General features: G+C 67.9%; 12 protein-coding genes. 6 read left to right on the forward strand and 6 right to left on the reverse strand.

Translation table 11 applies throughout. The features are described from left to right. Positions 1-53: 53 nt before the first annotated feature. Positions 54-485 carry a peptide-methionine (R)-S-oxide reductase MsrB gene (gene msrB / locus WS78_RS08310; RefSeq protein ID WP_038744624.1) on the reverse strand — a complete coding sequence of 144 codons (432 nt, stop codon included), beginning with the start codon at positions 483-485 and terminating at the stop codon, positions 54-56. Between the two features lie 85 nt (positions 486-570). Then, a complete protein-coding gene (locus WS78_RS08315) occupies positions 571-2,136 on the reverse strand; it encodes a protein adenylyltransferase SelO (protein ID WP_038744622.1) in 1,566 nt (521 codons plus the stop codon). Between the two features lie 127 nt (positions 2,137-2,263). Here WS78_RS08315 and WS78_RS08320 point away from each other — a divergent pair, with 127 nt between their 5' ends. The 4 genes from WS78_RS08320 to WS78_RS08335 all read left to right on the forward strand — a co-directional run bounded on the left by WS78_RS08320 (position 2,264) and on the right by WS78_RS08335 (position 8,120). Further along, positions 2,264-3,904 (forward strand): 3-(methylthio)propionyl-CoA ligase, encoded by a 1,641-nt coding sequence (locus WS78_RS08320; protein ID WP_038744621.1) that lies wholly within the window; start codon positions 2,264-2,266, stop codon positions 3,902-3,904. Positions 3,905-4,121: 217 nt separating this feature from the next. Continuing rightward, positions 4,122-6,206 carry a 3-hydroxyacyl-CoA dehydrogenase NAD-binding domain-containing protein gene (locus tag WS78_RS08325; RefSeq protein WP_059580717.1) on the forward strand — a complete coding sequence of 695 codons (2,085 nt, stop codon included), beginning with the start codon at positions 4,122-4,124 and terminating at the stop codon, positions 6,204-6,206. A 35-nt stretch (positions 6,207-6,241) separates the two neighbouring features. Next, positions 6,242-6,868, forward strand: a complete 627-nt coding sequence (gene pncA, locus WS78_RS08330) for a bifunctional nicotinamidase/pyrazinamidase (RefSeq protein ID WP_038744618.1) — start codon at positions 6,242-6,244, stop codon at positions 6,866-6,868. A 73-nt stretch (positions 6,869-6,941) separates the two neighbouring features. Further along, positions 6,942-8,120 carry an acetyl-CoA C-acyltransferase gene (locus tag WS78_RS08335; RefSeq protein ID WP_059580720.1) on the forward strand — a complete coding sequence of 393 codons (1,179 nt, stop codon included), beginning with the start codon at positions 6,942-6,944 and terminating at the stop codon, positions 8,118-8,120. Positions 8,121-8,640: 520 nt separating this feature from the next. Here the strand turns inward: WS78_RS08335 and WS78_RS08345 are convergent. Then, a complete protein-coding gene (locus tag WS78_RS08345) occupies positions 8,641-9,105 on the reverse strand; it encodes a hypothetical protein (RefSeq protein ID WP_038744615.1) in 465 nt (154 codons plus the stop codon). Positions 9,106-9,725: 620 nt separating this feature from the next. Between WS78_RS08345 and WS78_RS08355 the strand changes: the two genes are divergently transcribed. Then, positions 9,726-10,040: a Dabb family protein gene (locus tag WS78_RS08355; RefSeq protein WP_059580732.1), complete on the forward strand. Its 315-nt coding sequence runs from the start codon at positions 9,726-9,728 to the stop codon at positions 10,038-10,040. Further along, positions 10,037-10,519: a PaaI family thioesterase gene (locus WS78_RS08360; protein WP_038744612.1), complete on the forward strand. Its 483-nt coding sequence runs from the start codon at positions 10,037-10,039 to the stop codon at positions 10,517-10,519. The genes WS78_RS08355 and WS78_RS08360 overlap by 4 nt, the downstream gene beginning before the upstream one ends. Positions 10,520-10,732: 213 nt before the next feature. Here the strand turns inward: WS78_RS08360 and WS78_RS08365 are convergent, their stop codons facing one another. From WS78_RS08365 to WS78_RS08375, 3 genes are read right to left on the reverse strand one after another with little or no spacing between them, the layout of a single operon-like run. Then, a complete protein-coding gene (locus WS78_RS08365) occupies positions 10,733-11,878 on the reverse strand; it encodes an MFS transporter (RefSeq protein WP_059580736.1) in 1,146 nt (381 codons plus the stop codon). 10 nt (positions 11,879-11,888) lie between these two features. Next, entirely contained in the window at positions 11,889-12,557 is a 669-nt protein-coding gene (locus WS78_RS08370) for an HAD family hydrolase (RefSeq protein ID WP_038744610.1), read from the reverse strand. 14 nt (positions 12,558-12,571) lie between these two features. Then, entirely contained in the window at positions 12,572-12,802 is a 231-nt protein-coding gene (locus WS78_RS08375) for a hypothetical protein (protein WP_059580740.1), read from the reverse strand. Positions 12,803-12,844: the final 42 nt, after the last annotated feature.

Consider the following 12,844-nt stretch of genomic DNA (forward strand, 5'->3'; position numbering starts at 1 on the left):
TAGGGACGCCCGTCGCGGCGTGCGCGCAGGCCGGCTCGTCGGCCTGCGCGGGCTCATGTCCGCTCGGGTTTAGCCTCGAAGTTTAACGCAGCCGAGTTGATGCAGTACCGCAATCCGGTTTTGTCGCGCGGGCCGTCCTCGAACACGTGGCCGAGATGCGCGCCGCACTGGTTGCAGCGCACTTCGACGCGCGTCATTCCGTGCGTGTAGTCCATTTTCTCGTCGATCACCTCGCCGTCGATCGGCTTGAAGTAGCTCGGCCAGCCGCAGCCCGAATGATATTTCGCGCCCGATTCGAAGAGCGCGGTGCCGCAGACGACGCAGTGGTAGATCCCCGCGTCCTCGGTATCCGTGTATTCGCCCGTGTGCGGCCGCTCGGTCGCCGCATGTTGCGTGACTTCGTATTGCAGCGGCGTGAGGCGGCGGCGTAGCTCGGCGTCATCCTTTTGATACGGATAACGCTTGTCGTCTCGATCTCCTGACATCTTCGATTCTCCTGATGGATTCATGCGCGACGTCCGCGGCGGCCGTGCGGCGTCGCACGGCACGCGGCGTCACGGCTTGGCGGCGTCACGACGAGCAGCTCACTTCGAGCGCGCTCGCCCAGTCGGGCGGCAGCGCCGCGTACGCGTCGTGCTCCGGCTGCTCGTCGAATGGGCGGCGCAGCACGGCCGCAAGGCGCTCGACTTCTGAAAAATCCTTCTCCTTCGCGCGGCGTATCGCCGTTTCCGCGAGATGGTTGCGCAGCACGTATTTCGGATTCGCGAGATTCATCGCGGCCGCGCGATGCGCGTCGTCGCGCGCTTCGTCCGACAGGCGCGCGCGGTAGAGGTTCGCCCAGCGGTCGAACGCGTCGCGATCGATGAAGAGATCGCGCACGGGCGCGTCGCCGCTCGCGTCGTGCTTCGACACGCGCGCGAGGCGGCGGAACGTCAGCGTGAAATCGGCATGGCTCGCATCCATGATCTCGAGCAACTGGTTCGCGAGCGCCGCGTCGCCTTCTTGCTCGCGCTCGAGGCCGAGCTTCGCGCGCATCGCGCGCTCGAGCGCGGGGCCGAACTGGTCGGGAAAGCGGCCGAGCACCGCGTGCGCGTCCTCGACCGCACGCTCGGCGCGCGCGTCTTCGTTCGGCGCGTCGCGCTCGAGGCCGAAGAGCGGCAAGAGCGCCTGCGCGAGGCAGAAGCAGTTCCAGTGCGCGATGCGCGGCTGCATCCGGTACGCGTAGCGGCCGTGCGTGTCCGAGTGGTTGCAGACGTGCTTCGCGTCGAACGCGTCGATGAAGCCGAACGGACCGTAGTCGATCGTCACGCCGAGGATCGACATGTTGTCGGTGTTCATCACACCGTGGCAGAAGCCGACCGCCTGCCATTGCGCGACGAGCTCGGCGGTGCGCCGCGTCGCTTCGGCGAGCAGCGCGAGATACGGATCGTCGGCGTCGCGGCACGACGGATAGAAGCGCTCGATCACGTGATCGGCGAGCGCGCGCAGCAGGTCGGGCCGGTCGTTCGCGAAGAAGTGCTCGAAATGGCCGAAGCGCACGAAGCTCTCCGCGACGCGCGTGACGACCGCCGACGTTTCGATTTCCTCGCGGATCACCGGCTGGTCCGAGCCGATCACGGCGAGCGCGCGCGTCGTCGGAATGCCGAGATGGTGCATCGCCTCCGAGCACAGGAATTCGCGAATCGACGAGCGCAGCACCGCGCGGCCGTCGCCCATGCGCGAATACGGCGTGCGGCCCGAGCCCTTCAGTTGCAGCTCGTAGCGGCGGCCGTCGTGCTCGAGCTCGCCGATCGTGAGCGCGCGCCCGTCGCCGAGCTGGCCCGCCCACACGCCGAACTGGTGGCCCGAGTAGACCGATGCGTACGGCAGCGACGCCTGCGCCCAGTCGCGCGTCGGGTTGCCGCAGAACAGCTCGGCGAAGCCGGGCGCGTCGCGCAGCGCGGGATCGAGGCCGAGCGTGCGCGCCGCGTCGTCGGAGAAGCCGACGACGTACGGCGCGGGCAGCGGCGCGGCGGGCAGCCGGGTCAGGAAGGCGCCGCCGAGCTGTGCGAACGCGTCGCGGCGCGGCGCGGCGAGCGTCGCGGCGAGATCGGGGAGAGGGGCGGCCGGTGCGGCTTCGCTTGTGGAAAACGACATATTGCTGATCTGTAAGTTAGCCGATATTGTAAGTCCGCGCCGCGCGGGGCGCTCGGAGCCGCCCGCACGCCGTCGAGCCGTTCGCAGCAGACCGTATCGGAAAAATAATTCAGGGAGAAGGAAAACGATGGGTAAGCCGTTGCTGGGCCAGATGATGGATATGCCGCTTCTCGTGTCGTCGCTGATCGCGCATGCGGCGCGGCATGCGGGCGACGTCGAGATCGTGTCGCGACGCGTCGAGGGCGACATTCACCGCTATACCTATCGCGATTGCGAAGCGCGTTCCAAACGGCTCGCGCAGGCGCTGATCCGCCTGGGCGCTGGTGCGGGCGACCGGATTGGAACGCTCGCGTGGAACGGCTACCGGCACGTCGAGGCGTATTACGGGATCAGCGGGATGGGCGCCGTCTGCCACACGATCAATCCGCGCCTCTTTCCCGAGCAGATCGCGTACATCGTCAATCACGCCGACGACCAGTACGTGCTGTTCGACCTGACCTTCGCGCCGCTCGTCGACCAGCTCGCGCCGCAATGCCCGAACGTGAAGGGCTGGATCGCGATGACGGACGACGCGCACCTGCCGAAGGGCGCGACGCCGTATCTCTGCTACGAAACGCTCGTCGGCGCGCAGAACGGCGATTACGCGTGGCCGCTCCTCGACGAGCGGCAGGCGTCGTCGCTCTGCTACACGTCCGGCACGACGGGCCACCCGAAGGGCGCGCTCTATTCGCATCGCTCGACGGTGCTGCATGCGTACGGCGCGGCGCTGCCCGACGCGATGGGGCTGTCGTCGCTCGACGCGGCGCTGCCCGTCGTGCCGATGTTCCACGTCAACGCGTGGGGGCTGCCGTACACGGCGGCGCTCACGGGCGCGAAGCTTGTGCTGCCGGGCAAGGATCTCGACGGCAAGTCGCTGTACGAGCTGATGGAGGCCGAGCGCGTGACGTTCTCGGCGGGCGTGCCGACGGTGTGGCTCGGCCTGCTCGCGTACATGCGCGAGGCGGGCGTGCGCTTCTCCACGCTCGAGCGCACGGTGATCGGCGGCTCCGCGTGTCCGCCGTCGATGCTGAAGGCGTTCGAGGACGACTACGACGTGCGGGTGATCCACGCTTGGGGGATGACCGAGCTGTCGCCGCTCGGCACGCTGTCCAAGCTCAACTGGGCGCAGTCGCAGCGCGGCGCCGACGAGCAGCGGCGGCTGCTCGAGAAACAGGGCCGGGTGATCTACGGGATCGACATGCGGATCGTCGGCGAGGACGGCCGCGAGCTGCCGTGGGACGGCGTCGCGTTCGGCGATCTTCAGGTGCGCGGGCCGTGGGTGATCGACCGCTATTTCGGGGGCGACGCGTCGCCGCTCGTCGACGGCTGGTTTCCGACGGGCGACGTCGCGACGATCGACGCCGACGGCTTCCTGCAGATCACCGACCGCAGCAAGGACGTGATCAAGTCGGGCGGCGAGTGGATCAGCTCGATCGACGTCGAGAACGTCGCGGTCGCGCATCCGGCCGTCGCCGAGGCCGCGTGCATCGCATGCGCGCATCCGAAGTGGACCGAGCGGCCGCTTCTCGTCGTCGTCAGGCGCGCCGGGATGGACGTGACGCGCGAGGAGCTGCTCGCGTTCTACGTCGGCAAGGTCGCGAAATGGTGGATTCCGGACGATGTCGCGTTCGTCGACGCGCTGCCGCACACGGCGACGGGCAAGCTGCAAAAGCTCAAGCTGCGCGAGCAGTTCCGGCACCACGTGCTGCCGACGGCCGTCGACGCGTAAGCGCGCCGGACGACCCGCCCGCCGGCCCGCGCCGGCCGGTCGGGGTGCGGGTCGTCACTAAATTGAACGACCGTTCTTTTTTGAGGTATCCTGCCTCTGTTTCTCGGCACTCAGAAAATGGCGCATCGACCGCGCGGCCTTCCGGCCGTTGGCGGACAATGACCGCATCACAGCTGGCGCCGCCGCACCGGCCGCGCATACGCATGGAGGCAGGCAGATGGCAGTGGACTACACGACTCGCGACGGCGTCGCCGTCATCACGCTCAACAATCCGCCCGTCAACGGCCTCGGCCTGTCGACGCGGCTCGGCGTCATGGCAGGGCTCGAGCGCGCGCAGCGCGACCCGTCCGTTGCGGCGATCGTGCTCACGGGCGCGGGCCGCGCGTTTTCGGGCGGCGCGGACATCACCGAATTCAACACGCCGAAGGCGCTGCAGGAGCCGACGCTGCACACCGTGATCGACGCCGTCGAGGCGAGCGGCAAGCCCGTCGTCGTCGCGATTCACAGCGTCGCGATGGGCGGCGGCCTCGAGCTCGCGCTCGGCGCGCATTACCGCGTCGCGTCGCCCGGCGCGCAGATCGCGCTGCCCGAAGTGAAGCTCGGCATCCTGCCGGGTGCGGGCGGCACGCAGCGCCTGCCGCGCGCGGTCGGTCTCGAGACCGCGCTGAACATGATCGTCTCCGGCGCGCCCGTGCCGTCCGAGCAGCTCGCGAAGAGCGGCCTGTTCGACGCGCTCGTCGAAGGCGATCTGCTCGACTCGGCCGTCGCGTTCGCGCGCAAGGCGGGTGCTGCAGGCGGCCCGCACCCGCGCGTGCGCGACCGCGAGATCGTTCACGAAAACGCGGCGGGCTTCATCCAGTTCGCGCGCAACAGCGTGAAGGCGGTGGCGCAGCATTATCCGGCGCCGCACAAGTGCGTCGACGCGATCGAGGCGGGCGTGCTGCAAGGCTTCGACAAGGGGCTCGCGTTCGAGCGCGATTGCTTCATTGCGCTCGTGCAGACGCCCGAGAGCCGCGCGCTGCGCCATGCGTTCTTCGGCGAGCGCGCGGCGAGCAAGATTCCCGACGTGCCGGCCGACACGCCCGTGCGCGAGATCAAATCGGTCGCGGTGATCGGCGCGGGCACGATGGGCGGCGGGATCACGATGAACTTCATCAACACGGGCCTGCCCGTCACGCTGCTCGAGACGAAGCAGGACGCGCTCGATCGCGGGCTGGCCACGATCCGCAAGAACTACGACGCGCAGGTGAAGAAGGGCAAGCTCACGCAGGAAAAGCTCGACGCGCGGATGGCGCTCGTCAGGCCGACCCTGTCGTACGACGATCTGAAGGACGCCGATCTCGTGATCGAGGCGGTGTTCGAGGAGCTCGGCGTGAAGGAGCAGGTGTTCGCGCGGCTCGACGCAGTCGCGAAGCCGGGCGCGATCCTCGCATCGAACACGTCGACGCTCGACGTGAACAAGATCGCCGCATTCACGAAGCGCCCGCAGGACGTCGTCGGCATGCACTTCTTCAGCCCGGCGAACGTGATGAAGCTGCTCGAAGTCGTGCGCGGCGAGAAGACCGCGAAGGACGTGCTCGCGACCGTGATGCAGCTCGCGAAGAAGATCCGCAAGACGGCGGTCGTGTCCGGCGTGTGCGACGGCTTCATCGGCAACCGGATGATCGAGCAGTACATCCGCCAGGCGCTCTTCATGCTCGAGGAAGGCGCGCTGCCCGCGCAAGTCGATCGCGCGATCGAGAAGTTCGGCTTCGCGATGGGGCCGTTCCGGATGAGCGACCTGGCCGGCAACGACATCGGCTGGGCGATTCGCAAGCGCCGCTACGTCGAGCAGCCGGATCTGCACTACTCGAAGATCGCCGATCGCCTCTGCGAGCAGGGCCGCTTCGGCCAGAAGACGGGCGCGGGCTGGTACGACTACGTGCCGGGCGAGCGCAACGCGAAGCCGTCGAAGCTCGTCGACGAGATGGTCGTCGCGTATTCGAAGGAGCGCGGCGTCGAGCGGCGCAAGATCGGCGACGACGAGATCGTCGAGCGGCTCGTCTACGCGCTCGTCAACGAAGGCGCGAAGATTCTCGAGGAGAAGATCGCGTCGAAGGCGTCCGACATCGACATGGTCTACCTGACGGGCTACGGCTTCCCGCTCTGGCGCGGCGGCCCGATGCTATACGCGGACACGGTCGGCCTCTACAACGTCGAGCGCGCGATGCGCGGCTACGCGCAGCGCGCGAACGGCGACGCGTGGCAGATCGCGCCGTCGATCGCCGAGCTCGCCGCGAGCGGACGCGGTTTCAACGCGTGACGCGCGGCGGCGTCGCCCATTGACGGAGCACCACGATGCAGCGCACCGACGATGTCCTACTCGTGATCGACGTGCAGAACGACTTCATGCCGGGCGGCGCGCTCGCGGTTGCGCGCGGCGACGAAGTCGTGCCGGCGATCAACCGCCTCGCCGCGCGCTTCGATCAGGTCGTGCTGACGCAGGACTGGCATCCACGCGATCACGTGTCGTTCGCGGCGAACCATCCGGGCGTCGCGCCGTTCTCGACGATCGCGCTGCCGTACGGCGAGCAGGTGCTCTGGCCCGTGCACTGCGTGCAGGGCACGCAAGGCGCGGCGCTGCATCGCGATCTCGACATCCCGCATGCGCGGCTCGTGATCCGCAAGGGGCGCGACGCGTCCGTCGACAGCTACTCGGCGTTCGTCGAAGCCGATCGCAAGACGCCGACGGGCCTCGCCGGCTATCTGCGCGAGCTCGGCGTGAAGCGCGTGTGGTGCTGCGGACTCGCGACTGATTACTGCGTCGCGTGGTCCGCGCTCGACGCGCGCGCGGCGGGCTTCGACGCGGCGGTGATCGAGGACGCGTGCCGCGCGATCGATCTCGACGGCTCGCTCGCGCGCGCGTGGGCCTCGCTCGCCGCGGCGGGCGTCGCGCGCGTGCAGTCGGCCGACGTCAATCCGTAAGCGCCGCTTCGCGAACGCCGCCTCGACCCATTTCATCGCATCGACACTCAGCATTCAGAATCAGGAGACTCGGATGACCGAAGCCGTAATCGTATCGACCGCCCGCACCGGGCTCGCGAAATCCTGGCGCGGCGCGTTCAACATGACGCACGGCGCGACGCTCGGCGGCCACGTGGTCGCGGCCGCCGTCGAGCGGGCGAAGCTCGATCCCGCGCGCGTCGAGGACGTGCTGATCGGCTGCGCGAACCCCGAAGGCGCGACGGGCGCGAACATCGCGCGGCAGATCGCGCTGCGCGCGGGGCTGCCCGTCGGCGTGCCGGGGATGACCGTCAATCGCTTCTGCTCGTCGGGATTGCAGACGATCGCGCTCGCCGCGCAGCGCGTGATCGCGGGCGAGGGCGACGTGTTCGTCGCGGGCGGCGTCGAGTCGATCTCGTGCGTGCAGAACGAAATGAACCGGCACATGCTGCGCGAAGGCTGGCTCGACGCGCACAAGCCGGAGATCTACTGGACGATGCTGCAGACGGCCGAGAACGTCGCGAAGCGCTACGGCATCTCGAAGGAGCGCCAGGACGAGTACGGCGCGAATTCGCAGCTTCGCGCGGCGGCCGCGCAGGCGGCGGGGCGCTTCGACGCCGAGATCGTGCCGATCACCGTGCGCGCGGGCGTCGCCGACAAGGCGACGGGCCGCCTTTACACGAAGGAAGTGACGCTCGCGGCCGACGAGGGCATCCGGGCCGATACGACGCTCGAGGGCGTCGCGAAGATTCGTCCGGCGCTGCCGGGCGGCGTGATCACCGCAGGCAACGCGAGCCAGTTCTCCGACGGCGCGGCCGCGTGCGTCGTGATGAACGCGACGCTCGCGCAGCGCGAAGGGCTCGCGCCGCTCGGCATCTTCCGCGGCTTCGCGGTTGCCGGCTGCGAGCCCGACGAGATGGGCATCGGGCCCGTCTACGCGGTGCCGAAGCTCTTGAAGCAGGCGGGGCTCAAGGTGTCCGACATCGATCTGTGGGAGCTGAACGAGGCGTTCGCGGTGCAGGTGCTCTATTGCCGCGACACGCTCGGGATTCCCGACGATCGCCTGAACGTGAACGGCGGCGCGATCGCGGTGGGCCATCCGTACGGCGTGTCGGGCGCGCGGCTCACGGGCCATGCGCTGATCGAAGGCAAGCGGCGCGGCGCGAAGTACGTCGTCGTGACGATGTGCATCGGCGGCGGGCAGGGCGCGGCGGGGTTGTTCGAAGTGGTCTGACGGCGGCGCGCGGGCCGAGGGCGATCCGTTCGACGGCATTGCCGGTTCGAACGAGCGCGGCGGGTTTCTGCCGTCGCTCGCGCATTTCGCCGCTGCGTTGAAGAAGCGGCGGGCGCTCGGCATCGAACGGAGCCCGCCGATGCACGGTCCGGCGATCGAAGCGCGCATGCCGGACCGGAGCGCATCGAGCGCTTGATCGCGTATTGCGGCCGAGACGGGCGGGGCGGGGGCGGGCCGAACGCGCGCGCAGCGGCGGATGTCGCGCAGGCGTTGCATCGCGCGATGCGGCGCGGGCATCGCGCATGGCGGCCCCGGTCTCGCCGGCGGGCGTTCGAGCACGCGGGCGCGCGGCGGTTCGTTGCACATCGAGCCGAACGCGCGCCGTGTCATCTTTTTCATCCTGCGACGCATGCGGCGCGCTCGATCGGTTGGCCCGCGTGACGGGGCCGCCGGTTGGCCCGCGCGATGCGCCGTCGCTCGGCTCGGCGCGCCGATCAGTCGGATTTCGGCGGCCTTTCCACTAGTATTTCGGCGGTTTTTTCACGAGGGGCGACTGTATGCCCGCAAGCTTGCGGTCGATCGTTCCGTCTTTGATGCCTTCCACCTGAAGCACGCGCTGCAACGGCGACGCGGGCGTGACGGGCTTCTCCTTGTTGTGCCGGGGCGCGATCCCGACCCTCTTGCCGAGATGGTAGATGCCGGAAAGCGTGCGTGCTTCCCATGCCGGGTACTTGCCGTTCGCGACCCAATCCCGCGTCAGAAAATAGTGCTCGACACAGGCCATGATCTCGTCGTCCTTGTCGACAAGATTGCCGGGCAGATTCGGCGGCGCCTGAACGCCGCCAAAGCCGGCGTTTCGCACCAAGTACAAATCGCGTGCAATCCGTTCGGACCGTTCGGTGGCGGACTTGACGCCCAAAACGGTCGAGTAGTGGCGATCCCAGCGCTCGATGAGCATCCGGATCGTCGATTCCTTGGGGAACACTTTGCGCTCCTTGCATTCAGGTGGAGCATGTGCGGACCAACCGCGGACGTCGCATCGCTCCCGTCTCCGATGTATCCGGGCGTCATTCGAGTGTCGGGCGGCGGCGTCTTCGACAGGATTCGACGTTCCGCGGGAATCGGCATCCGGATGCCCGATCGCGCGGCGATGCGCGCAGTCGGCGTTCGACGCGGCTATCGTCAGGCAAAAAGCAGTATAGGACGAGCGACGCGATTAGCCAGCGTCCTGTCGGCCGCACGGCGGGCGGCAGCCGCCGGCGGCGATCGCGCGGCGGCGCGCCGTGGCGAACCGGACGCGGTTTCGTGCGCCGCACAAGGCGGCGTCATGCCTGCCGGGCGACGGGCGCCGGATCTGTCGCGCGTTTCGCGGCCGCCCGCGCGTCTTCGCCTCGCCGGGCTCGCGCAAGACCCATCGGAATCGATAAGTTTGGTAGGCTTGCTGTCTGTCTCGGCTCGGCGGATGTCGCCGCACTTCGGGGCGCCGTCGCCGCGAGCGCCGATTGCTCCGGCGGGCGCTGCATGCGAGCGGCTGCACGCATCGGAAGCAGGGCCGCGCGCCGGCGAGGCGGAATTGACGAACGACTGCGAAGAACCACGGACATCATGATCAGACACATCGTAAGCTGGAAACTGAAGGAATCGGCCGAAGGCGCGACGCGCGCGCAGAACGCGCAGAAGCTCAAGGCGAAGCTCGAAGCGTGCCGCGGCATCGTGCCGGGGCTGCTGCATCTCGAAGTCGGGCTCGCGACGCCCGGCCTCGAGGCGACCTGCGACGTCGTGCTCGTGTCCGACTTCGCCGACAAGGCCGCGCTCGACGCGTACCAGGGGCATCCGGTGCACGAGGAAGTGAAGAAGTTCGTCGGCGCGGTGCGCGAGAGCCGCGAGTGCATCGACTACCTCGTCGACGAAGCGCGATGAGCGCCGGCTCCGCCACGACCGGCCGCGAGCCGGCGATCGAAAGCCCGTTCGTCGACGCGCTCGGCGTGCAGCTCGTTTGCGCGAAGGACGGCGCGAGCGAGATCGTACTGCCGCTCGCCGAGCAGCACATGAACACGTGGAACATCGCGCACGGCGGCGTCACGATGACGCTCGCCGACGTCGCGCTCGCGATGGCCGCGCGCAGCCTGACCGACGACGGCGTCGGCGTCGTCACGGTCGAGATGAAGGTGAACTTCATGCAGCCGGGGCGCGGCGAGCTGCGCGCGTACGGCCGCGTGCTGCATCGCTCGACGACGATGGCGTACTGCGAGGGCGAGGTTCGCGACAGCGCGGGCAACTTCGTCGCGAAGGCGCTGGGCACGTTCAAGTACATGAAGCGGCTCGCGGTCGGCCGCGACATCGCGCGGCAGCGCACCCGCACCGATCCGGGCGCGCATCCCGGCCCGAGCGACGCGTGAGCACGGGCGGTCAGTCGCTCGGGGGCGCCCGGCGTCCGTCTGGGGCGCTCGCGCGCCCCGGCCGCGACGCGACAGACGATGCACGGGGCGGCCCCGGCGCGACCGACGCACGATCGTGGCGCCGCTCACGCGGGCCGCGATGCGAAACGGAGGCGAAAGCGTATTCGCTGAAGCCCACACGCTGTGCGCCTCATGACACGCGGCGCAGATCGGTCAATCGAGACGGAACGCCCGCGCGCCGAGAAAGAGCGTCGTGGACAGGAGCGTGACGCAGACGAATGCGCCGGCGAGAGAGAGTGCGTGCGCAAGCCCGCCGATCATGGCCGGGCCGATCAGAATGCCGGAGTAACCCAGTGTGGAGACGGCCGCGACCGCGTGCGAGTCCGGCATCGCGGATTGGTTGCCGGAGGCCGTAAACAACATCGGAGCGATATTGGCGACGCCCAGGCCGATCAACAAGAACGCCGCAGCAAGCATCCACAGGGAACTGCTGGACACCAGCAGGACGAACCCGGACGTCGCGAGCAGCGCACTGCCGATGAACACGCGTTTCGTGCCGAACAGGCCGACGACCTTGTCGCTGAAAAAACGCCCCGTGGTCATCGTGACGGCGAACAGCGTATAACCTAGCCCGGCTCGATTGACGTCGAGATCCCGCTGACTGCTCAGGAGGATGCCGCTCCAATCGAGCATTGATCCTTCCATGACGTAGGCCACGCAACAGAGAAATCCCAAGACGATCACGCTGCCGTGCGGCAGGACAAAAAAAGGGGTATCGCCGCGTTCTGCTTCGTTGGACAGACCGTTCCAAGTGGAAAGCGTCAACAGCCCGATGAACAGCAGTTCCAGCACGACGACGAACAACGGCGTCGCACCCAACGCCAGCAGAGCGCTGACGACACCCGCGCCAACGATGCCGCCCAGGCTGAAGAGGGCATGAAAGCCGGACATGATCGGTCTTTGCACGCGTTTCTCCGTGGCGACTGCATGGATGTTGACGACGACGTCCATCGCCCCAATGCCGGCGCCGAAGAGGAACAGCACTCCCGCGAGCGGCAGTGCGGCATTTAGCGACACCAGCGCCGGCAGCGTCGCCAATACGAGCAGCACCGCGAGCGCGAAAATTCGCCTGCAGCCGTAGCGGGCCGCCAGCATGCCGGATATCGGCATCATCAGAAGCGAACCCAGGCCGAAAGCGAGTAGTACCGCTCCCATCGCGCCGTTCTCGATCTGCAGGCGCTGCTTGGTCAATGGGATCAGCGGGGCCCAGCTCGCGAGGCTGCATCCGGCGATGAAGAAGGCTTTGCGCGTGGCCGATACCGGTTCGCGCGCGGGTGCGGAAATATGCAATTCAGACACGATCGGTACCTTAAAACGCGTTGCCGGAGTGCGAGGAGGGGAGCGAATCGGACAGGCTCAGCGATTGGAAGTCTGCGATGTCGCTCAGTCGATTGATCACCGCGGTGGCTTCGTCGTAACGCTGTTGCGCGGACAGCGCGTGCGGCCATGCGTACACTTTCGCGATGCCGGCAAGCGTGGCCGAGCGGATACCGAGGTCGGTGTCCTCGATCACGATCGCGTCGCCGGCCTGCGCCCCCAGTTGCTCGAGCATCGCCAGATAGGGGTCGGGGTGCGGTTTGGTGCGTGGCACGTCGTCGCCGGAAATCAGCTGGATCGGCGTCGCGAGGCCGAGCAGCGCGATATTGGCGAGGCACACGTCGCGTGGGGCGGTCGAAACGAAACCGAACCGGATGCGTTGCCTTTCCAGTGCCGCCGTCAGCGTCGAGACACCGGGGCGCAGGTAATGCGTACTCAGTTTCGACCGGTAGGTGTCGACGGCTCGACTCAAGATTTCTGTTCGACGGTCGGCGGGCACCTGGATGTGCTCGAGCGTTTTCTCCAGGCTCAGGCCGATGAGCTCCTGCGGGCTGAAGCGTTCTGTTTGCTCCGGCGCGAGCGCGCGCAGCACGTCGAAATGCAGTTGTTCGCTGTCGACGATCACGCCGTCGATGTCAAAGATCACAGTTGATTTGCTCATCGCATGTCCGTCGGTCAATGAATGTCGGCCAGCCGAAGCAGCACCTTGCAATTGGGCGTTTCGAGCGGCGCCATCGTTTGGTGCGCAATGTCGCATCCGACGGTGCGGAAGGCCCGCCGGTAATCGGCGAAGTCGAACACGTGGCTGACCAGACGGGCGGTCGGAATCTCGCCGTCGCGAAATTGGAACGTTTGATAGGTACGCCGCCCGTCTTGATCGATCGGATTGGGCTTGGGGCGTGACATTGAGACACAGACAGGCATCGCGTGGACCGGACGTTGGCCGAT

This window comes from Burkholderia savannae (genome assembly GCF_001524445.2).
Lineage (GTDB): Bacteria > Pseudomonadota > Gammaproteobacteria > Burkholderiales > Burkholderiaceae > Burkholderia > Burkholderia savannae.

Excerpts from the sequence above, each read along its gene's own strand:
- msrB (WP_038744624.1), bottom strand. The coding sequence starts at position 485 with ATGTCAGGAGATCGAGACGACAAGCGTTATCCGTATCAAAAGGATGAC.
- WS78_RS08315 (WP_038744622.1), bottom strand. The coding sequence starts at position 2,136 with ATGTCGTTTTCCACAAGCGAAGCCGCACCGGCCGCCCCTCTCCCCGAT.
- WS78_RS08320 (WP_038744621.1), top strand. The coding sequence starts at position 2,264 with ATGGGTAAGCCGTTGCTGGGCCAGATGATGGATATGCCGCTTCTCGTG.
- WS78_RS08325 (WP_059580717.1), top strand. The coding sequence starts at position 4,122 with ATGGCAGTGGACTACACGACTCGCGACGGCGTCGCCGTCATCACGCTC.
- pncA (WP_038744618.1), top strand. The coding sequence starts at position 6,242 with ATGCAGCGCACCGACGATGTCCTACTCGTGATCGACGTGCAGAACGAC.
- WS78_RS08335 (WP_059580720.1), top strand. The coding sequence starts at position 6,942 with ATGACCGAAGCCGTAATCGTATCGACCGCCCGCACCGGGCTCGCGAAA.
- WS78_RS08355 (WP_059580732.1), top strand. The coding sequence starts at position 9,726 with ATGATCAGACACATCGTAAGCTGGAAACTGAAGGAATCGGCCGAAGGC.
- WS78_RS08360 (WP_038744612.1), top strand. The coding sequence starts at position 10,037 with ATGAGCGCCGGCTCCGCCACGACCGGCCGCGAGCCGGCGATCGAAAGC.
- WS78_RS08370 (WP_038744610.1), bottom strand. The coding sequence starts at position 12,557 with ATGAGCAAATCAACTGTGATCTTTGACATCGACGGCGTGATCGTCGAC.
- WS78_RS08375 (WP_059580740.1), bottom strand. The coding sequence starts at position 12,802 with ATGTCACGCCCCAAGCCCAATCCGATCGATCAAGACGGGCGGCGTACC.